A 25,933-nucleotide genomic window follows, 5' to 3' on the forward strand; every position below is an offset into this window, starting at 1 on the left:
CGCGCTGGGCATCTGCCTCTATGACCTGCTGACGATTGCGCGCCCCTGGAGTGAATCTCCGGCCATGTTCCTGGGGGGCAGGCTGGAGTTGCCCGCGCCGCATTCGCTCAACCCTCGGGTGCCAGCGGCCCTGGGCGCAGCCGTCCTCCATTTCGTTGCCCGCGATCCGGAGAAGCGTGCCCCCACGGCGGAGGTGATGCGGCGCGAGCTGACGGCATTACTGCCTGAGGTGGGAATCGCTTGGAGGGAGCCCTTCCACGTTCCCAAGCCCCACGTCCAACTCGCCCCCGAGGCGCCACCCCTCATGCCCTCACAAGAGGTGCCTGCCCCGGCCGCCCGGCAGGGACTGGTGATCGCGCGAGGGGCCTTCATGGTGGCGCTTGCCGTGCTCCTGGGCGGCCTCGTGCTCTGGCGCTTCACGACACCCTCGGAATCTCTTCCCACTGCACAGCGGACGCCGTTAGCGCCCTCCTCCGCATGGCAGGTGAATCCAGAGCCGAAGCAACCTGCTCCCCCTCCAGCGCCCGCCACGATGCCCCCTGAAGTAGCCTCTCCCGTGTCCGCACCCGAGCCGAAGGAAAGTCCTCCCGTGAAGCGCGCTCCCTCGCCCATGTCTCCGCCGCCCGCTCCCGCTATCAGGAAGCCAAAGCCCCTGGCCGTCTCCCCGGGCTGGCCCCCGGCGGAATGGGGTGGCTTCCTCAAGACGTGCGCGGGTCTGACCGCCGCCGCTGCCCTCCAGATGGGCTGCCCGGGAGCCCAGGTGCGGCCCGAGGCCGCGGACTGCCCCGAGGCCGCACGCAAGGCAATGTTCACCAAGAAGGCGGACGGCGGGTTGGGGTTGCGGAAGAATGCCTATGTCGCCTTCTACGCGGACGCGCGTCAGAGGCGCGCGGGTCATGATGGGATCTTCCGCGAGGGGCCCGTGACGGGGGAGGTGTACACCGACGAGCAGCGCGCATTGCCCAAGGGCACGCTGCTTTACGGCTACCTGTGGACGGGGAACAAGGACCTGCTGCTGGGACGCTACACCGAGGCCCGGCTTCCGAATGGCCAGAGGGTGCCGGTCTGCATTGAGATGGGAAACGAGGACGAACTCGGATGGACCACGAGAGCCGAGGAGTCCAAGCCGGGCGAGATCGTGACTCGCAGTAACCTGTCTGGCATCGCGGTCGAACGTTGGCGTTGAGGCTCCTGCCCGACGTAACGCTCATTTACAATTCAGCCCCTGTCCTTCTCACCCGGAGTGAGAGGAATTTCGGGGGAGTTGAACCCGCCGCGTCGTTCCCGAGGATCGATGCGGGCACTACCTTGCAAGTTCCTTCGCGCGAATTCCTCTCGCGTAGGCGCAAGGGGTATCCGCATGGCCCATCCGTCTGATCCGCCGCTCTCCAGCGGCGTCGTACTCTTCACTCAAGGGGACACCTCCTACGAATTCTTCCGGGACCTGGGAGTGGGGCGGCTGGGAGAGCGCGTCCTGCTCGCCTTCGTCCGGACGCCCCAAGGGCTGGGCGACTGCGTGGTGCTCAAGTGCATCCCCCTGCCGCAAGGCGAAGAGCTGTCCGAAGGCTTTCAGCACACGCGGACGCGGCTGGAGGAAGAGGTGCGGCTCGCGCGCTACCTCCAGCACCCGCGCATCGCGCGCGTCCATGGGCTTGTCGAGATGACGCATGGGCTGTGCGTGGTGATGGAGAACCTGGAGGGCTTGTCGCTCAACACGCTGCTGTCGGTGGCTCAGGCGCGCGGACGCTACTTCTCTGAGTCCTTCGTCCTCTACGTAGGCGCGGAGGTCGCGGCAGCGCTGGACTATGCGCATACGCGCACGGATGAAGCGGGCACGCCGTTGGGCATCGTCAATCGCGACGTCAACCCGGGCCGCATCCGTCTGGGGCCTCGCGGTGAGGTGCGGATGACTGACTTCGGCGTGGCCCTCTCCCGGTTGACGGGCCGCGTGGCAACATCCTTCCCCCGACCCCAAGGCGAAGTCCTCTATGCCGCGCCTGAGGCGTTGCTCGGCGACGCGGTGGATGCGCGGGCTGACCTCTTCTCCCTGGGGCTGACTCTGCTGGAGTTCGCCACGGGCCGGCACCTCTACGACCCGGGCCACCTACTCGCGGACGGGGTGGAGGCTCGGCTATCGCGGGAGGAACGGGAGAAGGTGCTCGCGGCGTCCGTGGCCTCCCTGGGGCTCAATCTGCCGCCCTTCGCGGAGGACATCATCCGGTGTGCCATGTCCTATCGTTCAGAAGACGTGGAGCGCGCAGCGGAGGGATTGTCCGTGCCACTTCGCGACATCCTGCATACGTTGCTGCGGCCTGAACCTTCGGAGCGTTTCGCCACGGCATCGGAGCTGGGGGGACTCCTTCGCGCGCGCCTGGCGCAGTTGCCACCCTACTTGGGAGAGGACGCCGTGAAGGAGGTTCAGCAAGCCCTCGCGGAAGCGGAGAGTCAGCTCTGGGACATAGAGGTGCCCGATGATGAGGGCGGGATTGCCGTGCCCATTCTCGCCCCTTGCCATCCAGATCAGATTTCGACCGAGCCTACGTCTCGTCAGGGCACTTGGAAAATGGCTGCGACGATGCGCCATCCGGACGAGGTGACGACGGTGCCCGGCGCTGGGGCGCAGTGCCCTCCGAATCATGTATTCAATATACCGAAATTGTGATTCTTGCTTCTACGGGGCAAAAAGGACTGGGGCCTACGAACTTGTCGAACTGGACGGGGGTGACCATAGCCGTGCTCAACACCCGCGTGCATCCAATCGGCGTGAACAGTGAAAAGCCGCTGTGGCAAAGTCGCCGGGGTGTGAAAGTTGCGAAGACTTCACACCGCAGCACATCCAGTGCTCAATCCTAGCAATCAAACCAAAAGTACGCACTGCGGCGCATTTATGACGATTCAGTACCCTATCTGAGTCCCCAAAGGGTATTGCAGCTTTGTCATGTTGTTCTAATGCATGCAGCTACGCTGATGCTGGCGGCAACTGATTCAAAGCGGGAATAGGGGGAGATCATCAAGCACTGCTTGCGCTACTTGGATAGGGGCCTTGGACTCAACGAGCTTGTCCACTGCCAGAGTAGGCTCCCCGCCGCGCAATAGGGAGAACAGGGAAGCAGCACGGTAATGGCCTTCAACATCGGCCCCCTCAAAGGAACCAACATGGACGTGGAACCGGAATGCAGCTCCTCGAAGCACGTCTTGAATAAGGTATTTGAGGACATTGGCTTCGAACAATGGCTGGTAAAGACGGTCGCTCCGCGTCGTGCGCTTTACGGCGATGGCGAATAGAAATTCACGTCCAGATAAGGTGCCCTCAATACGCTTATATGCCGTCTCAAGCAGTTCGCGGTTTGGTGTGTCGAGGTTCGGCAGGGATGAGCAAAAAACCGCCGCGTTTGCCGGCAGAGGGCTACCCAGTCGCACCCCGACGATGTCTGGGGACGAGAGGCCAAGTTCCATTTGCCTGAGCTTGAGGGCGGACTCATGCGCAGCGATATTCTTCCGGGCCGTCTCCGTGAATAACAGCGTAGCGTCGTAGTCGCGAGGGAGCTTGACGAAAGCTACTTTGCGATCAGGAGCTGCCACGGCACCGGGAGGCTGCGCTAGCACTGAGGAATTCCAGTTCCCTGTGTCCATGAACTGGTTCCACGCAACAGCAACCTCCCAGAGTGCCGCCGCCTCAAGCAGTTCGAAAACGTCCCCCTCAACCTTTGCCAACTGGTTGGAGCCCGGGACCGCGTCGGATCCGTAGAGGTGATTCGCAGCGCTTGTCGCGTTGAGTCGAAACTGACCGAGATACTCGTCAAAACTACGCGTCGGGGCAGTATCCCCAGAGAAACCGGGTACCATTGCCTCGAAGGTGCAGGAAAAAGCCGCGTGTTGCCCGAATCGGAACTTGGTTGTACGGCCTCTAATCGGTCGTAGCCGGAGATCTTCGATGCAGTGCGAGAACCGGCATGCTTGGCAGGCGGCGGAGTTGTAGCTAAAGGGCATTAGTTTTCCCTCGGCTCCGAGCCCCGACGAATTTCTCCAACTGATGCGAACAGCACTTCCATCTCGACCCCAAGCGAGCGTGAAAGACGATCAATGGTCTTGAGGGTCGGATTCCGGATGCCTCTCTCAATTCCGCTGAGGTAGGTGCGGTCCACACCTGCACGATCAGCAAGTTCCTCCTGGCTGACCCGGAGGAGTTCTCGCTGCCGGCGGACGGCTTGACCGAAGTGGGACAACAGGTCACCCATCGGTGGTGGCGTATCGCGGTTGGGCTTTTAGGCCCACGGACTAAAAGTCACGTCCCCTGCTGGCTCGCATGCAAGCTGGCGGGCTCATTACTGATTTCCGGTGCTAACCGAACGCCTAGTGAGACTCGCCGTATATGGCCAAGAATCGGGCTGTAGACTATAAGTCACAAGTTGGGGGGATGATGTAGGACAAAATTCTGGCCGGGCCGTCGCATGGCCCTCATACTGGTAACCAAGCGATGGCAAAACTAAAGGCTCTTTCCCTATTCTCTGGGTGCGGCGGGTTCTGCGAGGGCGTACATCTCGCAGGGTTCGACGTCCGGACGGCAGTCGAGTGGGATAAATTCGCAGCGGCAACGTACCGCTACAATTTCCCTGAAACCCGGCTAGTAGAGGGCGACGTGCGCGACTTCCTTCGTGGAAGTGGCACTAAAGAGCGCGCTGAACACGGCCTAGATGAACTGGACCTCCTCTTTGGAGGGCCTCCCTGTCAGGGCTACAGCCAAATCGGCACCCGGAAGCTTACTGACGAACGGAACGATCTCTACCTAGAGTTTGTTCGAGTTCTCGCTCGCCTCAAGCCACGGGCATTCATTATGGAGAACGTCCCCAATCTCCTTCTCCTTAACAAGGGGCACTATAAGCATTTGGTTTTAGAGGCCCTACGGGGGGCTGGCTACTCGAATACTACCGTTCTGCGAGTAGTAGCTTCAGATTACGGAGTCCCTCAGGAGCGCAACCGTGTTTTCTTCATAGGGACTCACGACCGGTTCGAATTTCCCCACAACATGGAAATGTTCGCGAGTAACGCGCTCGCCCGGTTGCGTGTGAAAAGGCCGGTTACGGTCTGGGAAGCCATCGGGGACCTACCGAAGAGTGTTGTCCCGAGCGGATGTGTCATGCCTTATCCCGAAGAGGTCTTCTCCCCGTTTCAAAGGGAAATGCGCATCGACTTTGATGGAAGTATCTACTCGTCGGCCGTGAAGAAGATGCGTGGCATCCAGCATCACGAGCAAGTTGAACTGCACAATCACCACACCAAGGAGATTCAAGAGCGCCGGCTTGCTCTAATCGCGTTGCTCCAGGCTGGAAAAAAAGCCGACTCCTTGCCCAAGGCTATTTGGGATGGGAAACGGCCTGAGAAATGGCGCCGGCTACATCCTGACCAGCCAGCCTATACCCTGCTTGCCAACATGCACCGCGACCTAAGTGAGTTCGTTCATCCCTCCCTCCAGCGGTGGATTACTGTAAGGGAGGCGGCGCGGCTTCAGTCGTTCCATGATGGATTTGTTTTTGTGGGGAGTGAGTGGCAGCAATTGAAGCAAATCGGAAACGCAGTGCCGCCCCTGCTTGCGCTGGCAATGGGAACCGTAGCCAAGCTGGCTGTCAAGGCACTACGCCCCAGGGTGAGCAAGGGGGGGCGCTCCAAGCAAGAGCAACTGAAGCTGCAAATTGCTTGAGCCATTGGGGGGCGAGCGCCCCTTCGTGTCCAGAGCCCTTTTCTGAGGCATGGGTGTGTGCCGTTTCGGAAGCACTCCGTCGCCGTTATCGGGACAGAAAGCTTTTTAACCGGCGCGAACCTCTATCCGAACTGGTCTTCATTGTTCTCTCGCTCCAAACAAGCGAGTCCCGTTACCGGGCTATGTATGTGGCCTTGCGGGAGGCTTTCCCTACCTGGGCTGGTGTGCGCCGTGCGTCACCGGAGCGTGTGGCTCATGTGATCCGCGACGGAGGGCTGGCTGCGCAGAAGGCGGACCACATTGTGCGCATGCTCAGGGCAATAAAGGAGAAGACTGGCAAAACTTCTCTGGAATTCCTGCGGCAGGTTTCGGACTGGGAGGCCGAGGAATTCCTGTGCGGCTTGCCTGGGGTAGGGCTCAAAACCGCTAGGTGTGTGCTGCTTTATGCCTTACAGCGGAAAGTGTTCCCTGTAGATGTGCACTGCTGGCGCATTTTGCGCCGTATGGGTTTTGAGGGGGGAGATGGAGAGAAGCCGACAGCGAGGCAGGCAGACCAACTGCAGGCTTTGATTCCTCCTCACCTCCGCCTGAGCCTACACGTGAACCTTGTATCTCTTGGGAGGGATGTCTGTCGGGCTCAACGGCCGATCTGCTCACGGTGCGCGGTAAAACGCTTATGCGCATTTGGACATCAGGCCCAGTGAATCGGGACGCTGCCGCAATTCATCACCGTGCGTCTGGAGCCGCAGCGGTCGTTCTCAAACTGGAAAGTGAGCGCTGCCATGTGCCCCCAGTGTGCCCCTCCAGCGTGGATTGAAGGGGCACACCAGGGAACTCTCCGGGACAGCACGGGATGGCGTCACGAGCGAAACCAGGGCGACAGGTGGGTAACCGCGCGTCCTGCGTGAGGTTTCCTGCCGCACTGGCGAAGGTGACGCTCATCTTCGCGATTCAGTAGCCGCCACGGCCCAGGGCAAGCCGGCTCGACGGCTTGCCGGGTGCGATTCGGGCCCGGCTCATTTCACGAGGAAGGCGGCCAGCGAAGCCACGTCGGACGCGCAGTGGCCGCCATAGAGCGGGTGCCACTCGGTCCTGACGCCACGCTGACGGGCAAGGTTGGCCAGGCGCTCGGTGCCTTCGTAGTTGCCGTAGGCATCGTAGAGGCCGCAGGAGAGATAGAGCTCCGGATGGTCGGGCCCCGCTTGCGCCACCAGGTCCAGGGGCGAGACGCGGCGCCATTCGGCTTCGTCGGCCACGTATTCGCGCGCCATCCACCAGACCCCGAACACGATCTTGGGATTGGCCCCGGTGCGCTCCATCGAGGCCCTGATCGTGTCAAAGGAGGAGAAGGGGGTGTCGGTGTAGACGCCCGGACAGAGCGCCGCGACCTTCGCGAACCACGCCGGATGGGACAGGCTCGCGACAAGGACATTGAGCCCACCCATCGACTCCCCCAACAGCATCCGCCGCCGGGGACGGCCCACCTTCGCCTCGATGGAAGGCAGACGCGCCATGAAGTCGTCGAGGAGTCCGCTCTCCTCCTGCGCGCCCTTCGGAGTCAGGAGCCACGTCGAGCCGTACGAAACGGTCACCACCGTGGGAGGGAGGGCTCCCGTGGCCTGCCATTGCGCCTGCAGCATGCCGGTGAAATAGGTGTCGTCGTTCCAGCTCGTCTCGTCGAGATTGCGCCCGTGGTGGTGATAGACGACGTCGCCGTTGGTACCCCCGGCTGCCCTGTTGATGCAGTAACGCAGGGGCCCTTCCGCGGCGCACTGCTGAATCGCGGGCGTGAACGAGGCCCGCTGGTCGCCGCAGCTGCGCGTGAGCCGCGTCCACGTGAACCAGAGCAGGACTGCAAGCAGTACCGCAGGCAATAGGTAGCGAACCCGCCGTCCAGGGCGAGGCATCGTCATGGCTGGGCATCCGTTTGGGAGGCCGTTCCCTCCGCGGGGAACGGCCTTGCGAAGGTCGGCTAGGCGAGAGCGATTCTTGAATGGCTGTCGCGCGAAGCCAGCGGCGTGTCGGACGGAGCGATTGCTGGGCCGCCCCGCGCGCTCACCGGCCTCGGCAGGGCCGAAAGGCTCAGGACATAGCCGAGGATCGCGCTGCCGCCGTAGCCCACGACCGGCGTCGGGGAATTGCCGAACGCGGCGGCAACGCTCGCCACAAGCCAGGCGGACCCGAAGGCGAGAGAGGTCGCGCGGCGCTCCTCGTCACAGGACCCACCGATGATCACAGGGACGAGCAGCAGGGCCGAGCCGGCCACGACGGCCAGCCCGGCAAGGACATGGACCGCGAAGGACGAAACGAGGACCTGATCGACGAAGGGGGCGGCTGGAAGCGCGTCGGGGCGCAGCAGCGTCACCATGAACGCCAGGAGGCTGGCCGTGAGCGCCAGCCACGTCAGCCGGTCCGCACGCGTCGCCGCGACGGTCGCCATCGTCGCGGTCATCATGGCCGCCATCGCACGATCGGGTTGGAGCGCCATGGCCAGCGCGGCAACGACCATCCCCGTCGCCGCAAGCGGGGTGCGCGTCCGGGCGAATCCGGCAAGCATGAACGGCAGAAGCACCAGGCTCGGTTGCACGACCACGCCACCGAGCTTGACCCAGCGAGCGATCCCCTCGACGCGGAGGCCACCGAGTGCGGTGGCGAGCAGGAGGACCGAGAGTCCGAGAATCAGGGCTCCGGACAGGCGTCCGGCCCCCTCCGGGATGCGGCTGACGAGGGCCAGCAAGAGAAGGCCCAGAACGAGCGCGCCAGCGTTGATGCCGAGATAGCGGACAGGCGCGCCGGCAACCGTCATGTAGACGAGCCCGAGGGCGACCGCGCCGACCGCGCAGAGCGCACCGACGGCACGCGGGCCGTGCAACGCGCCGAACCCACGTGACGCACGGACAGCGGCTCCAAGCAGGGCGACGAAGGGGTGCATCAGGAGCTGGCCAATGGCACGCGGCGCCAATCCACGGACGCTCGCGAGCGCGAACGACAGGGCCTGGGCGTCGTCGGGGATCTCCGCGAGCTCGTAGCGGATGGCCAGCCCCCAGTCGCGCAGCCGCGGCGGCAGGATGAACTGCAGGGCACGGCACAGCAGGTCTGCCACACGGCGTTGGACTCGGACGCTCATGTCGTCGCCGTGCGAAGGCCGGAGCGAGCAGCCACCTTGCGGTCTGGCGGATTGTCGCGCGCGAGCTGGACCCCGGTCTTGGTCAGGCGATAGGCGTGCCTTGGCGGCCGCCCGCCCTCCGCCGGCTGCTGCCACTCGGCTTCGAGATAGCCCTGCGCTTCGAGGCGGATCAGCAGCGGGTAGAGCGTGCCCGACTTCACGTCCGCGAGACGGCACAGCTCATACCCGTGCGACCAGCCCGCGCCGGCCTCCAGCAGCGCGGCAAGAACGGAGCGGGCGTGATTCGACAGCGCGCGGGTACGTGGCATGTCCCATAAATCTACCTATGTAGATTTAAGGTCAAGCCGCGGCCTCCCGGCTCGTGGGGAGAGCGGCTTTCAGCGTGTGTTCCGCCGGTCCCGGGTCTTGAGCAGCTTCATGTAGTGGAGGTACGCCGCGTAGGTCTTCTTGCGGCGGGTGTCCTCGAAGGCCCGCGCGTTGTCCCTCCAGACCTCGCTCCGGTAGCGGTGGTTCACGCCCTGCTCGAGCATGCCCCGCTCGAACCGCTGCTGGAGCTGCCCGAGGAACGCCAGCAGGAACAGCTTCGCGTCCTGCTCACGGTGGAAGACCCGCTCCAGGCCGAAGGAGTCCAGGCCCACGAGCACGTGGTACGTCAGCCCATCCGGCTCGTGCTCCTGCTTGCGCTTCGCCTTGCGCCAGTTGACCAGCTCCTCGCCATAGAACGTGGACTCCAGGTCGTGCGTGCGCAGGAAGACGTGCATCGTGTCGCGGCAGCTCGCGGCGGCCTCGACGTAGCGGGCGGAGAGGGTGTCCCAGAGCGCGCCCTGCGGTCCCCAGTCGTCGCTGCCCAGCCACACCTTGAACCGGGGGTTGGTCAGCTTGTCCAGGATGCCGCCGTACACGGTGCTCTCCAGGGTGTCGTAGCCCCGGGCGCGCACGTACTCGCTGACCTGGATTCCTCCGGACCAGAGGGCCAGCGGCGTGCCCCGCGCCGTGGGCATCAGCAGGTCCCGGGCCCTGGCGCTGAGCAGCCGGTCCAGCGCGAGGAACTCGGGGACGGGCAGGTTCCAGGCGCTGGCGGCGATGAACTCGGCGCGCCGCTGGAGCCCCCGGATGATGAGCGCCCACGAGTCCTGGATGAACGCGGGCTGCAGCCGCGCTTCGCGGCAGAGGCGCTCGTATTCAGCGGCGTGGGGATGGGTGGCGGGGAAGCGCACGATCTGGGCCCAGTCCACGTCGGCGCTCGTCGGCATGGGCGCGGAGCCTGGCACCCGGGCCGCCATGGCCCGACGGCCTGCGCGCAGGGAGGATGCGCGTTACACCTGGGAACCCATGCCGACCGACCCTTCCAGCACGTCACGCCTGCCCGTCGTCTTCATCCCGCACGGCGGCGGCCCGTGGCCGTTCGTGGAGCTGGGCCTTCCGAAGGCGGAGGTCCAGTCGCTCGCGGCGTACCTGCGTCAGGTGGGCCAGCGCCTGACGACGCCGCCCAAGGCGCTGCTCGTCATCTCCGCCCACTGGGAGGCGCCCGTCGCCACGGTGATGACGTCCGAAGCGCCGCCCATCCTTTATGACTATCAAGGCTTCCCGCCGGAGTCGTACCGCATCACCTGGCCGGCGCCGGGAAACCCACGGCTCGCCGCGCGCGTGCGCGAGCTGCTCTCCACGGCGGGCTTCGCCACGGCGGAAGACCCCGCGCGCGGCTACGACCACGGCACCTTCATCCCGCTGAAGCTCACGTACCCGGAGGCGGACATCCCCTGCGTCCAGCTGTCACTCAAGCAGGGGTTGGATCCAGCGGAGCACCTGGCCATGGGCCGGGCGCTCGCGCCGCTTCGCGACGAGGGCGTCTTCATCATCGGCAGCGGGATGACGTTCCACAACCTGCGCGCCTTCGGAGACCCGCGCGCGCACGAGGTCTCCGCGAAGTTCGACGCGTGGGTCCAGGACGCCGCCACCGCCCCCGCGTCCCTCCGTGACGAGCTGCTCACGCAGTGGAGGCAGGCGCCCTACGCACGGCTCGCCCATCCGCGTGAGGAGCACCTGCTCCCCCTGATGGTCGCCGCCGGTGCCGCCGGAGAGGACCGGGGCACCACCGCCTGGTCCGGCGCCATGATGGGGGCGCGCATCTCCGGCTTCCAGTTCGGCTGAGCGCGGCGCGTGGACAACGGGCCTCAGCCCTTGGGGCCGGGGCCTGCGTCTTCCCGGCCAGGAGTGACCGGGCAGACATTGCGAAGCAAGGCGTGCGTCCGGGCAGGGCTCGCTCGCCTGCCTTCCGGGCCAGGGAGAAGCAGGCTTCGGGCCGCCGTGCGTGGGCCCGGGCGGTCGTGGTTCCCCACGGGGCAGGGTGTCCTCATCTTTACCGTGGAGAGCGCGGGCCCCTGCCGCCGTGGAGGCGAATTCCATGGGAGACGCGGGCTCCTTCGCACGACGCGGGAGGACGTGGCCAATGCGAAGAAGGCACGGGACGGCGGGCCTGCTGATGCTGGGCCTCGTGGGACTTGGGGGACTCGGAGGACTGTCGGCGTGCAACAGGGGCGCGCCGGCGTCGGACGGGCCCTCCGCGAAGCACCGCGAAGGACGCTCGGAGGTGTTGCGCGGGCTGATGGCCTCCAAGGAGGCCGTGGATCCGAAGGCCCTGAAGTCCGCGGGCGCGGAGGTGAAGGGAGCGCCGGCCCCCGCTCCGGCCTCCGAGGGAACGGGCGGCTCCGGTCCGCAGCAGCGGCCCCTGGGCTGGGCCGCGGGCCGGGTGTCCTGGGTGGGCGACGACGAGCTGCTCTTCGTGGACGGCCACCGCCAGGAGCAGGAGGTCCGCGTGGACGAGGCCACGCGGCTCAAGCGCGGCGCCGACAACGCGCAGCTGCGCGACCTGTCCGAGGGTGATGAGATCCGCGTCACCTACGAGAACCAGGGCCAGGAGTGGATCGCCCGGGACGTGGAGGCGGCGCCCTTGCCCGGGACGCCTGGCTCCAACCCCGAGTCCCCGCCGCTGCGCTGACTAGAACACGCCGCCATCCGCGCGCCGGCCCGGCGAGGACTGCAGCCCGGGCGTCAGCGTGGTGTGCAGCACGAAGCCCGCGTCCGGCGACAGGTCCGGAGCGCGGTTGATGGACACCGCGTCCACGGTGCTGAAGTACTCGACGCTGTCCACGACGCCGCCGTCCGCGCGCTTGAGCCGCACGATGTCCGACGTGTTGTTGAGGCTCAGCGTCCCGCCGGAGGACGCCACCGTGTCGGGCGTGCCGGGCGTGAAGCCCTCCGGCCCACCGAAGACGACCAGGGGCCGGCCCGGCTGCAGCACCGTGCCCGGGGCGAAGACGTGCTGCCAGTTCAGGGCGTCCCACAGGCTCCAGCCGGACAGGTCCACCGGGGCGGAGCCCGTGTTGTAGACCTCCACGAACTCGTGCGCGGTGCCGCCGGGGAGCGCGGGCTCGTTGGCGAGCACCTCGTTGATGATGATGCGCGGCGCCGTGCGCAGGAACCAGATGCGGTCGGGGTTCATGCTGAAGCGCGACGCGTTGGCCGTGTCCACCACCCGCAGGCACACCAGGTCGCTCTCCACGGCGGGCACGGTCCACGTGAAGGAGCCCGCGTCCGCGCTCACCGAAGGGGCCACGACGTTCCAGTTGTGGCCGCCGTCGTAGGAGACCTCGATGCGCACGGTGTCCACGCCCACCGAGCGCCACGTGAACGTCAGCTGGGTGCCCGTGACGAACGTGCCGCCCAGGGGCGCGGTGAGGCGCACGCGCGGACCGGGAACGCCGCTGAGGTCATAGCGGGTGAGGACGGGGTAGTGGTCGCTGACGGTGTGCGCGTAGTCCGGAATGGACGTGTCGGGCCGGAGCACCTGCACGCCGCCGGGCACGGCGTCCACGGCCACCTCGTCGGTGACCATGGTGTGGTCGATGACGTCGTCGTACTCCGTGGTGGTGCGGAGGGTGGCGTCGGTCAGCACCTTCGTGAGGAAGGTGTAGTGCGTGGGGTCGTCCAGGAAGTTCAGGTAGGGCGAGGACAGCGCGACGCCGTTCTCCGTGGTGATGGAGTGGTCCAGGTCGTCGTTCCAGTCGCCGATGACGAGCACGCGGGCCGTGGGCAGCCACTGGTCCAGGTAGTTCTTGAGGGCGGTGGCGGAGCGCTGGCGCTGGTCGTAGGACGTCCGGTCCTCGAAGGCCTTCATGTGCGTGACGATGACGACCAGCGGCGCGTCCTCGCCGTGGATGCGGGTGGTGAAGTCCACGCGCAGCGGCGGGCGTCCGCCGAAGTCCGCGGCCTGCGCGGTGAGGATGACCTGGGCGCTGCGGTAGGTGAGCGTGCTGTCGTAGACGATGCCGGGCTTCTGCTCGCCGGCGGAGTACTGCGACGCGCCGCTGAGGACGTAGGTGGTGTTGTTGGCGAGGAAGCCGCTGTAGGTGCCGGGCAGCCCCGCCAGGAGCGTGTTGAAGTCCGCGGTGTCCACCATCTCCACCAGGCCCCAGACGTGGGCCCCCGCGCCGCGAATGACGTTCAGCGCCCCCGCGACCTGGAGGTCGTCGGCCACGCCGCCATCGGAGGTGGAGTTCGCCGGGCCCTGGTTGGGCGCGCCGAACCACTCCAGGTTCCAGTGCCCCACGGTGAACAGCGTGAGCGGGGGCTGCACCCGCACCACCACCTGCAGGGACGCGGTCGCGCCAGCCGCGTCGCGCACGATGAAGTGGGGGATGGTCGTGCCCGCGGCGGTGGGAGTGCCGGACAGGGCGCCGTCCGAGGAGAGGGTGAGCCCCGCGGCCAGCGTCCCGGTGAAGCTCCAGGTGAACGGCGCCAGGCCGCCGGAGGCGCTGAGTTGCGCGGCATAGGGCTGCCCCACGCGTCCGTCCCCAAGCGCCGGGGAATCCACCGTCAGCGTCGGAACCCCACCGCCATCCGGGACGCCGCCGTCGCCCTGCACGCCGCCGTCGGAAGGCAGACCGCCGTCGAAAGGCACACCCCCATCGTCGGGGACACCGCTGTCGCTGGAGCCGCCCCCATCGCTCGGCATGCCCCCGCCGTCGGGGACTCCGCTGTCGTGGGAGTCGCCCCCATCGCTGGACATGCCCCCATCGTCGGGGACTCCGCTGTCGTGGGAGTCGCCTCCATCGCCGGGGACACCGCTGTCGGCGGGCGCTACTGGCTTCGGAGGCGTCGATCCGGGACACGCGGCGAGCAGCAGGGCGAGCAGGGGCGCGACGATGCGAGGAAGGGGCATGGAAGCCATCCGGTCCAGATGCCGGAGAGGGACCACGGCCCATCGCGATGACGGGCGGTGCGTCCCCAGACCTCCTAGCGTGACACATCCCCCTGTCATCCAAGAAGAAGGGCCGCGCTCCCCGGGTGGAGGAGCGCGGCCCTGGGTCACTGCAAGGTGTCAGGTCCGGCGACTACGGATTCGCGACGCCCCACGACGGAGCACCCACGGCCCAGTCGGCGGCCATGTTCGTGTCCGTGGCGCTGACGCGACGGACGGAGTCGCTGGCCGGCGTCGCGTTGTTCGTGGGCACGTTGGTCCAGTCCGCGGAGACGGCCGCCGCGGTGGGCGTGGAGCCCGTCGTGCACGGCTCACCGCCGCAGTCCGCGGGCAGCCACTGACCGGCGGCCTGGATGGCCTGGAGGTTGCCCGGGAAGGCCGCGGGCGGCGTGCCCGAGTTGCGCGCGAAGGGCACCGCGTCCTGGATGGCGTTCTGCGCGTCACGCACCAGGATGACGCGGCTGGAGAAGGTGATGCCCGTCGTCCCGCCCTTGAAGTCCCAGGCGGTGTCGTAGTTGGCCGGGGTGGTGCTGGTGGGGAACTGGTCCTTCGCGGTGGTCTCGCTGTCCGCGGTGCCGTTGAGGTGGACCACGATGATGTCACCCACGGCCACGGCCACGTCCGGCAGGGTGGCCAGGGTCACGGCGGAGTTCACGTCCTGCTGCAGCAGGAGGCCCGCCGTCGTGCCGGCGGTGACGACCTGCAGCTCCACGAGGTCCAGGCTGCTCGCCGCGCTGGGCTGCACCTCGGTGATGCGCAGGACGGCGCCCGCGCGGAAGCCCTTGAAGCTCGCCGTGTTGGGGCTGACGACCGCGCCGCCCACCGTGTCCTTCACGGAGTTGGCGACAGACACCGTGTAGTCCGTCCCCGCGGTCTGCTCGCTGGTCGTCACCAGGACGTCCTTGCCGCTGACCGTCGCGCTCTGCGCCTGGAGGCCACCGCTGAACGTGAACTGCGTCGGCACCGCGGTGAGGCTGGCCGCGTCCACCGAACGGCTGAAGGAGACCTTGACCTGCGTGAGCGACGTCGCGAAGGCGCTCGACAGCGTCGGGGCGGGCACCCGGTGACGGTGAGCTGCTCCGGCGCGAACACGGACACCTGGGGCTGGGCGTTGAAGCGCCAGACGATGCCGGTGGGCACCGCCACGTCGCAGCCCGAGACCAGGTCCAGGTAGGTGGACACGGTGCTGGGCACGCGCAGGCGCAGGGGGCTGGGGGTCGGCTCACCCGTGGTGATGACCGGGAAGGCGGTGAAGGCCGCGCCGCTGCTGCCGCCGTTCTCCAGCTTGCCGGACACGGTGACCAGGCGGCTCTCGTAGAGGCTGGTCGTGCCGGCGTCCTCGAAGCTGCTGACGGCGTTCGCGTCCACCTTCAGGCCCGCGGGCGTCGCGGTGTCCAGGTTCCACACGCCGTGGTTCTGGCTCACCACGGTCAGGTCCGTGACGGCCTTCGCCACGTTGAGCCCGTTGAGGATCTCCTTCTCCGTGACGTTCAGCGTCACGCGGTCACCCACGGCCACCGTCGTGGTGGACGCGGAGCCGCGCACGAACATCGCCGGCCCGCCGGCCTCGGCCTGCAGGAAGAAGCCGGAGGCCTCCGTGGCCGCGCTGCCCGCCACCTCGGGCTTCATGAAGGTCACGAACGCGCCGCTGACCGGCAGCGGCGTGGCCAGCACGCCCGCCGGGGCCTCGACGAACGCGGCGATCTGCGCGCTCGTGTCCGCAAGGGGCGTGGTGACGCTGGAGGGCGTGCAGGTGTTCGTCTCGATGTTGCAGGACTCGGTCAGCGCGCAGGCCGGGTTGCACGCCTGGGGGCCGCCAGTGCCACCGTCGGTGCCGGCATCCATCTCGGTGCCCGCGTCCATGCCCGCGTCAGAGCCCGCGTCCATCTCCGTGCCCGCGTCCACTTCCGGCGTGTTCAGCGTGCGCAGCTCGCACTTGTTCTCCACGCAGGCGTAGATCTGCCCGCGGGGGCGCGCCTTGTCACGACAGTCGAACTGATCGACACACTCGTCGCCGCAACCCGTGCCAACCGTGACGAACACGGTGGTGACGAGTGCCGGCAGCCAGCTGCGCTTCAGGCTTCGCTTCAGCATGTGAATGCCTCCCATGGGGTCCAAGACTGCGGATGCGGTCCCCCTTACACCCGAAAACCGAGGGGCGTCCATTTGCCCAACCACCTGCCACGTCCCTGTCACCCGAAAGGATGCATAGGGGCCTGGGAATCGAAGGAAGTCAGGGACTCTTCCGGGTCTGGGTGGCCGTTGGACCCGCGTACAGGTCGATGACCTCGCTGATGCCGCGCTGGCACACCGCGCAAAAGGGCCCCCGGTCCCGGGTGAACATCACGCAGTCCATCTGGGGCCGGAAGTAGCCCTTCGCCTCGTAGTGGGCCCCCTCGAAGGCGCCCACCTTCCCGGAGAACTTCTGCGTGCCCAGGAATTTCTCCTCCCAGTCCCGCTGCGCCACGAAGAGCGCGTCCATCTCCGCCTCGGGCTTGCGCTCCGCGCGAATCTTCTGCCGCCGCTGCTGCACCCGCAGGGCATGGGCGTCATAGGTGGCCTGGTTCCAGGGCGTGGGCAGCGGGGTGCCGGGGGCCACCAGGTCCTTCCACTTGAGCTGGGAGGGGTCGTGGAGGGCGGTGACGTTCTTCTCCCAGGGCTCCACCCGCTCCGCGGGCGCGGCGCCGTAGATGGGGGCGGAGGTGTAGTACTCGTCCGCCAGCCCCGCGAAGTGGTGGCCGAACTCGTGGACGAAGACGTAGGGGGCCCAGAGGCTGTCGGAGGCCACGGTGCTGAAGAGGTTGAAGATGCCGCCGCCGCCGTAGGTGTTGCCGTTGGACAGGATTTCGACGAACTCGTAGGGCGCGAAGGCGGCGGTGTCGCGCAGCGCGGCGTTGTCGAAGGTGAGGATGTAGCGCTCGGCGCCGAAGGCGTCGTAGGTGGAGCCCAGGGGCGGGCGGCGGTGGACGCCGGTGGACGGCCGCGAGATGCCGGACTCGGCCGCCCCGGGCATCAGCCCCCAGACGTTGAAGTCCGCCTTGCGCTCCTTGAACGGGGAGTAGCTGAAGAGGATGTCCACCAGCTTGCGCGCGTCCTTCTCGAACTTGGGGCGCTCGGCCTCCGTGTAGCCGTCCCCCAGGATGAGGAAGTCCACCTTGTCCCGCGACGGCCCGTTCTCCAGCAGCTTGAGCAGCGGGCCCGGCGCGGGCGGCGAGGACGGGTCCACGAAGGGGTCCTTCGGATCCACCACCACCGACCAGATTTCGCGGAAGGCGTTCTGGGCGTCGCGCTTCTTCAAGATCACCTGGACGGGCCGGTCCGGCGACGGGAAGCGCAGCGACTCGCTGAAGGTGCGGTGGGCCTGCTTCGCCTCGTCCGTCAGCTCCCACTCGCCGAAGATGGAGGCGAAGCCGCGCGAGTACAGCAGCCGGTTCGTCCGCCGGTCCCGCACCTCGAAGAGGTACTTGCCCAGGTTCGTCTCGTCGATGGCCCGCGCCGGGTGGCCCGGCCAGGGCAGCGGCTCCACCACGAGCCGCTCCAGGCTGAAGCGCTCCTCGGTGGCGTTGCCGGTGTGGAAGTAGTCGACGCGGAACGTCCGGGGCGCGGCGAGGGCGGTGCTCGCCGTGAACAGCAGCAGCAGGAGGAAAGCGCGCATGGGGCGCGACTCTACGCGCCCGGTGCTTCCCGGCCAGGAACCTCCGGCCGGGAACGTCCCCTCAGAACGCTCCGGACACGCTCGCCGCCGCGCCCGTGCCGTCCGCTGACACCCCCAGCGTCACGGGCGGGGCCTTCGCGGGCGAGGACACGAGGAAGAGCACCGCCCCGGTGACGACCGCCGCGCCTGCGCCCACGAGCAGCCCCGTCATCAGGTGGCTCTTGCCCACGAGCGAGTCGCGCAGCGCCACGGCCCGCGCGTCCGTGCTGACGAGCTGGCCGCCGTTGGCCGCGCGGCGGTCCTCCAGCCCGTTCAGGTCCTTCTGGGCCAGCAGCCGCACCACGCCCGCGCCGCCCAGCGCCGCCACGCCCGCACCCAGCGCCACGTACGACGCCGTGCGCAGGCCCTTCCGGGGAGCGGCCGCGGCGCCGGACACGTCCTCCGACAACAGGTTGGGGGCGGTGAGCTCCGCGCCGGAGGACGTCCCCGCGCCCCGAGGGCTCCCCGCGTCCCAGGGCGCCTTGCCGTTGGCGCTGTTCATCACCACGAGGTTGGAGGGCGAGCGTCCGGTGGTGACGAAGTCCACCAGCGCGGAGAGCGCCTCCCCGGGCGCGTCCAGGCCCTGCGTCTTGAAGCCGCCCTCGCGCAGCTTCTGTCCGCCCTCGACGTTGAGCACCGTGGCGGCGAACCACTTGGGCCCGCTGCTCGCGCGCTCCAGCCGCACGACGATGACCTCCTCCACGCCCAGCGTGCCGCCCAGGCGCACCGCGTGGCTCCAGGTGCGCTCCTCGTTGCCGTCCGCGGCGGACAGGCACGGGAAGGGCGCGGCCGTCACCGACCCCTCATAGGCCAGGTCCACCAGCAGCGGCGTGTCCGCCCCCTGCGCCTGCACCTGGCGGGGGAAGCTCACCGCGTCCCCCTTCACCATGGACAGCTCGTACGCCCCGGCGGGCAGCTCCAGCGTGAGCGGCGTCTGCCCCACGCCCAGCCCCTCCAGGTACACGTCCGACGCGGGCAGCGTGGACTTCAAGGACAGCTTCACCTTGGGCGTCCGGGCCAGGTCGCGGCGCAGCTTCTCGAAGGCCTGCCGGATGGAGGGGGCGTACTGGTCCGGGTCCAGCTGGTACTTCGGCTGGAGGCGCAGCACCTGGAGGAAGGCCGCGTCGCTGTCCTTCGTCTTCCCCTGCGCCCGCTGGTTGAGTCCGTGGAGCAGCTGCGCGTGGGCGAAGAGCTTCCAGCGCGGCTCGCCCGGCGGCAGGCGGCGGATGTCGCGCAGGGCGTCGTCCAGGAGCTGGGACGCGCGGGCGTTGCGGCCCTCGTAGAACTGGTCCTGCGCGGCGTCCAGCTGGCGCTGGAGGTCCTCGAAGGAGCGCGAGGACGCGGGGAAGAGGCGCTCGGCGAACTCGGGCGCCCTCAGCACGCGCTGCTCGGGGCGGGCGCGCAGGGCGTCGTAGAACGCCTTGGACTGGCCGCTCAGCTCCGCGTCCCGGCAGTCTCCGCTGGAGACCACCAGCCGGTGGGGCGCGGCCTCCGGGGCGGTGGCGCACAGCAGGCACAGCAGCAGCGCGAACGCGGACGGCTTCGGTCGGAAGGGCATGGTCTCGTGGGTGTGGAAGGGATGGCCGGACCGGCGATGCAGGCCGCGTTCCGTGCTCTACCGGACTGTCCACCCTCCAGGCCAGCGCCCCCCTGGCCCCTGTGCCCCGGTCCCGCATGTGGACCTCCGTCCGGATTCCGGGCCCCCTGCCTCGCTGGCTGCCCTCCAGGTGAGTCACCGCTGGCCCGGGTAGGACGTCGGGGCCGTCCCCACCTTCTCCGACGTGCGGCGTCATGGTCGAGGCGCCCACCGACGCTCTTGAACGCTCGGGCCCCGGGGGGCCGTCGAGCCAGCCACAAGGACCCCACTCCATGGATCGCATCTGGAAGAAGAAGGTCATCGTCATCACGGGCGCCTCCAGCGGCATCGGCCGGGCCACGGCGTTGCTGCTGGCGAAGAAGGGCACCCACGTGGTCCTCGCCGCGCGCCGGGAGGACCCGCTGGAAGCGCTGGCGGCCGAGTGCGAGTCCCACGGCGTCCAGGCCCTGGTGGTGCCCACGGACGTGGCGGACGCCGGGGCCGTGAAGAAGCTGGCGGAAGCCGCGGTGGGTGCCTTCGGCCACTTCGACGGCTGGGTGAACAACGCGGGCGTCTACATGCTGGGCAGCCTGGAGGAGACGCCGGACGAGGCGTTCCGCCAGCTCATGGAGACCAACTTCTTTGGCACCGTGAGCGGCGCGAGGGTGGCGCTGGCGCGGTTCCGCCGCCAGGGCTACGGGACGCTCGTCAACGTGTCCTCCACCTTTGGCGCCGTGCCCGCGCCGTACCTGAGCGCCTACGTGGCCTCCAAGTTCGCGGTGCGCGGCTTCTCCGCGTCGCTGCGCCAGGAGCTGCTGGAGACGGGCATCGACGTGTGCACGGTGATGCCCGCCGCCATCGACACGCCCCTGTGGCGCCACACCGCCAACTACACCGGCTGGCGCATCCGCCCGGTGGAGCCCGTCTACACGCCGGAGCGCGTGGCCCGCACCATCCTCCGCGTGCTGCGCCACCCGCAGGACGAGGTGATTGTCGGCCCCGCCGGGAAGAGCTTCGCGGCGATGCACGGCCTGCTCCCCCGCACGTTCGAGCGCACCATAAGTCCGGCACGGACGTGCTGCACTTCAAGGACGAGCGGCAGGGCCCCACGCCCGGCAACGTCTTCCAGCCCATGGCGGAGGGGGACACGGCGTCGGGTGGTTACCATGGCACCGGAAAAACATGGCTGCGGCGGTTGCTGGTGGCGGGCGGGCTGGCCGCCGCGGCGGTGACGCTGCGCCGGCGTGCGGCCGAGCGTCACCTGGAGGCGCGGCTCGCCCACGCCCTGGGGGCGTGATGACCATGTTCCCAAGGGGCGTCCCCATGCCGGGGGCGCTTTTCGTGACGGGGCCATGACATGACCTGGGGAAGAGTCGCGCCCGCCATGAACATCGCCGTTCTCGTCAATCTGCGTGCGCGTAAAGGGACCGAAGGGATGGGCGGGCTCGTCAGGGACCTGCTCCCCCGGGCCCGGGTGGCCCTGACCCGTTCCCTGGAAGAGGCGCGGGAGTGGGTGGACCAGCTCCGTCATGACCCGCCCAGCCTGCTGCTGGCGGGCGGCGGGGACGGCACCATCACGGGCCTGCTCAACGAGCTGCGCTCCCAGGGCGTGGCCCTGCCGGCCATTGGCGTGCTGCCTTTGGGCACGGGCAACGCCTGGGCCCGCGTCACCGGCGCGCCGCGCCCCCAGGTGGCCCTGAAGCAGATCGCCGCGTACGGCGAGCGCCTGCCGCCCCTGCGTCCCTTCTCCCTGGTGCGGGTGGAGGGCCGGGTGGCGCCCTTCGCGGGCACGGGCTGGGACGCGGAGATGATTCAGGACTTCAAGAACCAGCTCGCCGCCGCGGGGCCGCTGAAGAAGTCGCAGTCCGGGCTGCGCGGCTACCTGGGCGCCATGTTCACGCGCACGGTGCCGCGCCACTTGTTCGGCGAGGGCAACCCGAATGTCTCCGTCTACAACCTGGGCGCGTCCGCGCTGACCGTCGACGCGACGGGCGCGGTGCGGCCGGTGCCCAACGGCGGCGCGGGGCAGCTCCTGTACCAGGGCCCCGCGGGCGTGGCGGGCGCGGCGACGACGCCGGAGTGGGGCTTCGGCTTCAAGGCGTTCCCGTTCGCGCAGGCGGTGCCGCACCGGCTGTCGGTGCGCGTGTACGGCGCGGGCGTGATGGAGGCCACGCGCAACATGTTCCGCCTGTGGCGCGGCGAGCACCCCATGCCGCGCATGCACGACTTCTTCGTGGAGCGCCTGCGGATGGACTTCGACCGCGACGTGCCCTTCCAGATGGGCGGCGACGTGCTGGGCATGCGCCGCTCGCTGGAGTTCGACCTGGCGGAGGAGAACGTCCAGCTGGTCGACTGGCGCCGCCTGGGCCGGCTCGTCGCGGTCTGACGCGGGGAGGGCCCCTCACGGCGCGGCGGCGCGCGCGGCCCGGACGAACACGTCGCGCAGCCAGCGGTGCGCGGGGTCGGCGTCCTCGCGCGGGTGCCACAGCAGCGTGAGGGTGTAGGGCTCCAGGGGCAGCGGCGGCGGCAGCAGCTTGAGCTTCAGCCGGGGCGCCACCGCCTTCGCCACCCGTTCGGAGATGGTGAGGACGTAGTCGGACGCCTCCACCAGTTGAAGCCCCGCCAGGAAGTACGGCACCGCGCGCGCGACGCGCCGGCGCTGGTTGCGCACCGCCAGCACCGTGTCCACGTAGCCGCCGGGCCTGCCGCGCGGGGCCACCTGCAGGTGCTCCAGCGCGAGGAACTGCTCCAGCGTCAGCGTGCGCCTCACCGTGGGGTGGTCCCTTCGCACCACGCACACGAAGCGGTCGGTGAACAGCTTGCGCGTGCGCAGCTCCGGCGGCAGGTCCACGTAGACGCCCACCGCCAGGTCGATGCTGCCCTCGCGCAGCATCGCGCCGTCGTCCGGCGAGTTGGGCAGGAACTGGAGCGTCACCGCGGGGGCTTCGCGCCGCACCAGCCGGTCCAGCGCCGTGCCCAGCACTGTCAGCACGTGGTCCGTGGCGTGGATGCGGAAGGTGCGCTCCAGCCGCGCGGGCTCGAACGTGCGCGCGGGCGACAGCACCGTGCCCACCTCCGACAGCAGCGCCTGCAGCCGGGGCCGCAGCGCCACCGCGCGCGGCGTCAGCACCATGCCCCGGCCCGCGCGCACCAGCAGCGGGTCGTCCAGCTGCGTGCGCAGCCGCGCCAGGGCGTGGCTCATGGCCGGGGTGCTCAGCCCCATGCTGAGCCCCGCCTTCGTCACGCTGCCCTCGCGCAGGAGCGCCTCCAGGGCCACCAGCAGGTTCAGGTCCACCGACGCCAGTTTCATGCGGCGAAACATAACCTTGCAGGGGATTCACTGGCATGAAACCCGCTCCCCACCGCATCTTGCCGTCCACGAGAGGCCCGGGGCGTGACGCTCCCGGCCCAGGCGACAGGAGCGGACGATGCAAGAGCAGGGTTCCCAGGCGAAGGTGTCCTCCCGGAAGCGGGTGTTGATGGTCGTGGCCAACCCCGCCGTCTCCACCACGCTGGGAGGGCCGGTGGGCTTCTGGGCGTCGGAGCTGGTGCACCCGTACATGGAGATGACGGAGGCCGGCTACGCGGTGGAGCTGGCCAGTCCCCAGGGCGGCCGGGTGACGCCCGACGCGCTGAGCGACCCGCGCGACCCCAGCGGCTACTCCGCGCACGACCTCCTCAGCCTGGGCTTCCTGGGCAGCCCCCGGCACGCGGCCCTGCTGGAGACGACGCGCAAGCTGTCCGGCGTGCGGGTGGAGGACTTCGACGCCATCCTCGTCTGCGGGGGGCAGTCCCCCATGTTCACCTTCCGCGAGGACCGCGTGCTGCAGGGCCTGCTGCGCGGCTTCCTGGAGGCGGGCAAGGTCACCGCCGCGCTCTGCCACGGCACGGCGGCGCTGCTGGACGTGACGCTGTCGGATGGACGGCCGCTGCTGGAGGGCCGGACCCTGACGGGCTTCGCCAACGTGGAGGAGGATGCGGCCGACCAGCTGGTGGGGCGCAAGGTGATGCCCTTCCGCATCGAGGACGTCGCTCGCGAGCGGGGCGCCAACTTCGTGCGCGCGGGGGCCTGGAAGCCGTTCGCCGTGCGCGACGGCCAGCTCATCACCGGGCAGCAGCAGAATTCGGGGCGGGAGACGGCGCGGCTCGTCATCCAGGCCCTGGGACACTGACGGACGGACACGCGGAGGCAGGTCATGGCGGACGTGAAGATTGCAATCATTGGCGTGGGCAACGTGGGCGGGAACCTGGGCGTGCGGCTGGCGCGGAGCAGGTTCCCGGTGCGCTTCGGGGTCCGGCCTGGCTCGGACGTGAAGGCCCTGCTGGAGCGGTGCGGTGGCCAGGCCCAGGCGGGCAGCGTGCGGGAGGTGGCGGCCTGGGCGGACGTGGTGTTCTTCGCGGTGCCCGCCACGGCCGCCGTCGCCGCCGCGCGGGACGCGGGGGACCTGACGGGCAAGGTGGCCGTGGACTGCAACAACCCGGTGGTCTTCGACGCGAGCGGCCCCACCCTGGTCCCGGTCCCCGAGGGCTCCCTCACCGCGGCGCTGGCGAAGGCGGTCCCGGGCGCGCGCTGGGTGAAGGCGTTCAACACCTTTGGCGCGGAGTTCCACGGCGACCCGGCGCTGTCGGGCATGGCGGTGGACGTGCAGCTGGCCGGTGACGACGCGGCGGCGAAGGACACCGTGGCCGCCATCGCGAAGCAGGCGGGCTTCCAGCCCGTGGACTGCGGCCCGCTGCGCAACGCGAGCCTGCTGGAGCACCTGGCCGTGCTGTGGATCCACCTGGCGGTGAAGGGCGGCCAGGGGCGGCAGGTGGCCTTCAAGCTGCTGCCGCGCGCGGCGTCCTGAACAGACCCCTTGCCGGCACCGTGTCCTCTGGACACGATGCCGGCCGGAGGGTTTCCCCATGAGCCACACCTACAAGTACCCGCGCCCGGCGGTGACGGTGGACTGCGTCGTCTTCGGGTTGGACGAGGATGACCTCAAGGTGCTGCTCATCCAGCGCGGCGTGGAGCCATTCCAGGGCCAGTGGGCGCTGCCCGGCGGCTTCGTGCGCATGGAGGAGTCCCTGGAGGACGCCGCGCGCCGCGAGCTGGATGAGGAGGCGGGCCTGCGCACCAGCCACCTGGAGCAGCTCTACACGTTCGGTGCTCCGGACCGCGATCCCCGGGGCCGCGTCATCACCGTGGCGTACTTCGCGCTGGTGAAGCTGTCCGCGCACCACCTCCATGCGTCCACCGACGCGCGCGAGGCGGCGTGGTTCTCCGTCTGGGACACGCCGAAGCTCGCGTTCGACCACGCGGACGTGCTCGCCACCGCGCTGCAGCGGCTCAAGGGCAAGGTGCGCTACCAGCCCATCGGCTTCGAGCTGCTGCCGCCCAAGTTCACGCTGTCGCAGCTCCAGCGGCTGTACGAGACGGTGCTGGAGCGCGAGCTCGACAAGCGCAACTTCCGCAAGAAGATCCTCGCCATGGACCTGCTGGAGGAGCTGGACGAGGTGGAGCAGGACGTCTCCCACCGCGCCGCGCGCCTCTACCGGTTCGACCACAAGAAGTACAAACAGCTCGAGAAGGCCGGCTTCAACTTCGAGCTGTAGGCCCCACACCTCCCGCCAGCTCCCAGGCCCTCCGCTGACAGGTTGTCCCACGTCGCCTTGATTTCGTGTCATATGGACACTATGTTGGTGTCGTAGGTACACGAAGTCGGGCGGCGCGGGGCCGTCCACTCGCCAGCAGGTTCTGTGTCGTGCGTGCCCTTCGAGGGCCACGGGAGAGCCATGTCCACGCTGCCCTTCGACGTCGCGGTGGGTTCGGTGCAGGGCCGGGAGCACGCGCGCTCGGGACGCAACAACCAGGACGCCGCCTGCGTCCGGGAGAGCGAGCACGGGCTGGTGGTGGTGGTGGCGGATGGGTGTGGCAGCCAGCCGTGCAGCGAATTGGGGGCGCAGCTGGGGGTGCGGCGGCTGGCGCAGGCGGCCCATGCGAGGCTGGCGCGGGCGAGGCGGTGGACGGGCCGGACTTCCTTCCGGGGCTGCGCGGGGACGTGCTGGCGCTGATGGAGGGCCTTGCGTCCACGCTGGGGCGGGACGTGCTGGGGGACCTGCTCTTCACGCTGGTGGGGGCGGTGATGACGCCGGCTCACACGCTCGTCTTCTCGTCGGGGGACGGGGTGTGGATGCTCAACGGTGAGGTTCACGCGCTGGGGCCGTTCCCGGGCAACGCGCCGCCGTATCTCGCGTATGCGCTGCTGCGCGGCGAGGACGTGCCGCTGGTGCCCCGGGCGCTGCTGCCCACGGACGACGTGCACGCGCTGCTGGTGGGCACGGATGGGGTGGGGGACCTCTTGGGGCTCGCGCAGGCACGGCTGCCGGAGCGCGACGAGCCGGTGGGCCCGCTGTCGCGGTTCTGGACGGAGGACCGCTACTTCACGAACCCGGACGCGGTGCGACGGCGGCTGGCGCAGCTCAACCGCGAGTCGGTGCGCGCGGACTTCGCGGAGCGGCGGCTCTTGCGCGCGCCGGGGCTGCTGACGGACGACACCACGCTGGTGGTGCTGCGCCGCCGGATGGGGAGGGCGTGA

At 68.7% G+C, this 25,933-nt stretch carries 22 protein-coding genes and 2 pseudogenes; 12 read left to right on the forward strand and 12 right to left on the reverse strand.

The genetic code is table 11. The annotated features are described in order from the left end of the window. Both ACLEQD_RS05755 and ACLEQD_RS05760 read left to right on the forward strand, forming a co-directional pair. Positions 1-1,186 (forward strand): annotated as a pseudogene (locus ACLEQD_RS05755) (serine/threonine protein kinase); the annotation flags it as partial. A gap of 174 nt (positions 1,187-1,360) precedes the next feature. Then, the gene (locus tag ACLEQD_RS05760; RefSeq protein ID WP_410382356.1) at positions 1,361-2,662 is read left to right on the forward strand and encodes a serine/threonine protein kinase; all 1,302 of its coding nucleotides are present in this window, start codon (positions 1,361-1,363) and stop codon (positions 2,660-2,662) included. 323 nt (positions 2,663-2,985) lie between these two features. On the opposite strand, the gene ACLEQD_RS05765 is transcribed toward ACLEQD_RS05760, so the two are convergent. Beyond that, positions 2,986-3,714: a Cfr10I/Bse634I family restriction endonuclease gene (locus ACLEQD_RS05765; RefSeq protein ID WP_410382358.1), complete on the reverse strand. Its 729-nt coding sequence runs from the start codon at positions 3,712-3,714 to the stop codon at positions 2,986-2,988. Positions 3,715-3,989: 275 nt separating this feature from the next. Beyond that, a complete protein-coding gene (locus tag ACLEQD_RS05770) occupies positions 3,990-4,238 on the reverse strand; it encodes a helix-turn-helix domain-containing protein (RefSeq protein WP_410382359.1) in 249 nt (82 codons plus the stop codon). Positions 4,239-4,477: 239 nt separating this feature from the next. Here ACLEQD_RS05770 and ACLEQD_RS05775 point away from each other — a divergent pair, with 239 nt between their 5' ends. Continuing rightward, positions 4,478-5,698 carry a DNA cytosine methyltransferase gene (locus tag ACLEQD_RS05775; RefSeq protein WP_410382361.1) on the forward strand — a complete coding sequence of 407 codons (1,221 nt, stop codon included), beginning with the start codon at positions 4,478-4,480 and terminating at the stop codon, positions 5,696-5,698. Between the two features lie 53 nt (positions 5,699-5,751). After that, entirely contained in the window at positions 5,752-6,402 is a 651-nt protein-coding gene (locus ACLEQD_RS05780; protein WP_410382362.1) for an endonuclease III domain-containing protein, read from the forward strand. A 312-nt stretch (positions 6,403-6,714) separates the two neighbouring features. Here the strand turns inward: ACLEQD_RS05780 and ACLEQD_RS05785 are convergent, their stop codons facing one another. From ACLEQD_RS05785 to ACLEQD_RS05800, 4 genes are all read right to left on the reverse strand, one after another. Continuing rightward, positions 6,715-7,611, reverse strand: a complete 897-nt coding sequence (locus ACLEQD_RS05785; RefSeq protein ID WP_410382364.1) for an alpha/beta hydrolase-fold protein — start codon at positions 7,609-7,611, stop codon at positions 6,715-6,717. A gap of 59 nt (positions 7,612-7,670) precedes the next feature. Further along, positions 7,671-8,801 carry a hypothetical protein gene (locus ACLEQD_RS05790; protein ID WP_410382366.1) on the reverse strand — a complete coding sequence of 377 codons (1,131 nt, stop codon included), beginning with the start codon at positions 8,799-8,801 and terminating at the stop codon, positions 7,671-7,673. Between the two features lie 20 nt (positions 8,802-8,821). Then, positions 8,822-9,133 (reverse strand): PadR family transcriptional regulator, encoded by a 312-nt coding sequence (locus tag ACLEQD_RS05795; RefSeq protein WP_410382368.1) that lies wholly within the window; start codon positions 9,131-9,133, stop codon positions 8,822-8,824. A 69-nt stretch (positions 9,134-9,202) separates the two neighbouring features. Next, complete coding sequence (locus tag ACLEQD_RS05800) at positions 9,203-10,078, reverse strand: hypothetical protein (protein ID WP_410382369.1); 876 nt, start codon at positions 10,076-10,078, stop codon at positions 9,203-9,205. 79 nt (positions 10,079-10,157) lie between these two features. Between ACLEQD_RS05800 and ACLEQD_RS05805 the strand changes: the two genes are divergently transcribed. Further along, positions 10,158-10,976, forward strand: a complete 819-nt coding sequence (locus ACLEQD_RS05805) for a DODA-type extradiol aromatic ring-opening family dioxygenase (protein WP_410382371.1) — start codon at positions 10,158-10,160, stop codon at positions 10,974-10,976. A gap of 298 nt (positions 10,977-11,274) precedes the next feature. Next, entirely contained in the window at positions 11,275-11,823 is a 549-nt protein-coding gene (locus ACLEQD_RS05810) for a hypothetical protein (protein WP_410382372.1), read from the forward strand. On the opposite strand, the gene ACLEQD_RS05815 is transcribed toward ACLEQD_RS05810, so the two are convergent. The 5 genes from ACLEQD_RS05815 to ACLEQD_RS05835 all read right to left on the reverse strand — a co-directional run bounded on the left by ACLEQD_RS05815 (position 11,824) and on the right by ACLEQD_RS05835 (position 19,337). Then, positions 11,824-14,046, reverse strand: coding sequence for a lamin tail domain-containing protein (locus ACLEQD_RS05815; RefSeq protein WP_410382373.1), 2,223 nt, complete (start codon positions 14,044-14,046; stop codon positions 11,824-11,826). A 172-nt stretch (positions 14,047-14,218) separates the two neighbouring features. Next, positions 14,219-15,073, reverse strand: coding sequence for a hypothetical protein (locus tag ACLEQD_RS05820; RefSeq protein WP_410382374.1), 855 nt, complete (start codon positions 15,071-15,073; stop codon positions 14,219-14,221). After that, positions 14,974-16,179, reverse strand: coding sequence for a hypothetical protein (locus tag ACLEQD_RS05825; RefSeq protein ID WP_410382376.1), 1,206 nt, complete (start codon positions 16,177-16,179; stop codon positions 14,974-14,976). The genes ACLEQD_RS05820 and ACLEQD_RS05825 overlap by 100 nt, the downstream gene beginning before the upstream one ends. 139 nt (positions 16,180-16,318) lie before the next feature. Continuing rightward, positions 16,319-17,740, reverse strand: a complete 1,422-nt coding sequence (locus ACLEQD_RS05830) for an IgA Peptidase M64 (protein ID WP_410382379.1) — start codon at positions 17,738-17,740, stop codon at positions 16,319-16,321. A gap of 61 nt (positions 17,741-17,801) precedes the next feature. Beyond that, the gene (locus ACLEQD_RS05835) at positions 17,802-19,337 is read right to left on the reverse strand and encodes a PEGA domain-containing protein (protein ID WP_410382381.1); all 1,536 of its coding nucleotides are present in this window, start codon (positions 19,335-19,337) and stop codon (positions 17,802-17,804) included. Positions 19,338-19,648: 311 nt separating this feature from the next. On the opposite strand from ACLEQD_RS05835, the gene ACLEQD_RS05840 reads away from it, so the two are divergent. Both ACLEQD_RS05840 and ACLEQD_RS05845 read left to right on the forward strand, forming a co-directional pair. After that, positions 19,649-20,587, forward strand: a complete 939-nt coding sequence (locus ACLEQD_RS05840) for an SDR family NAD(P)-dependent oxidoreductase (RefSeq protein ID WP_410382383.1) — start codon at positions 19,649-19,651, stop codon at positions 20,585-20,587. Positions 20,588-20,739: 152 nt separating this feature from the next. Further along, on the forward strand, positions 20,740-21,741 hold the full coding sequence (locus ACLEQD_RS05845; protein ID WP_171413274.1) for a diacylglycerol/lipid kinase family protein: 1,002 nt from the start codon (positions 20,740-20,742) through the stop codon (positions 21,739-21,741). 15 nt (positions 21,742-21,756) lie between these two features. On the opposite strand, the gene ACLEQD_RS05850 is transcribed toward ACLEQD_RS05845, so the two are convergent. Further along, the gene (locus ACLEQD_RS05850) at positions 21,757-22,665 is read right to left on the reverse strand and encodes a LysR family transcriptional regulator (RefSeq protein ID WP_410382385.1); all 909 of its coding nucleotides are present in this window, start codon (positions 22,663-22,665) and stop codon (positions 21,757-21,759) included. Between the two features lie 118 nt (positions 22,666-22,783). Between ACLEQD_RS05850 and ACLEQD_RS05855 the strand changes: the two genes are divergently transcribed. From ACLEQD_RS05855 to ACLEQD_RS05870, 4 genes and pseudogenes are all read left to right on the forward strand, one after another. Next, a complete protein-coding gene (locus ACLEQD_RS05855; protein ID WP_410382387.1) occupies positions 22,784-23,527 on the forward strand; it encodes a type 1 glutamine amidotransferase domain-containing protein in 744 nt (247 codons plus the stop codon). Between the two features lie 24 nt (positions 23,528-23,551). Next, on the forward strand, positions 23,552-24,202 hold the full coding sequence (locus ACLEQD_RS05860; RefSeq protein WP_410382389.1) for an NADPH-dependent F420 reductase: 651 nt from the start codon (positions 23,552-23,554) through the stop codon (positions 24,200-24,202). 58 nt (positions 24,203-24,260) lie between these two features. Next, positions 24,261-24,950, forward strand: coding sequence for an NUDIX hydrolase (locus ACLEQD_RS05865; RefSeq protein ID WP_410382391.1), 690 nt, complete (start codon positions 24,261-24,263; stop codon positions 24,948-24,950). 180 nt (positions 24,951-25,130) lie between these two features. Then, positions 25,131-25,933 (forward strand): annotated as a pseudogene (locus ACLEQD_RS05870) (protein phosphatase 2C domain-containing protein).

The organism is Corallococcus sp. 4LFB (assembly GCF_046520365.1).
Taxonomy (GTDB): Bacteria; Myxococcota; Myxococcia; order Myxococcales; family Myxococcaceae; genus Corallococcus; species Corallococcus caeni.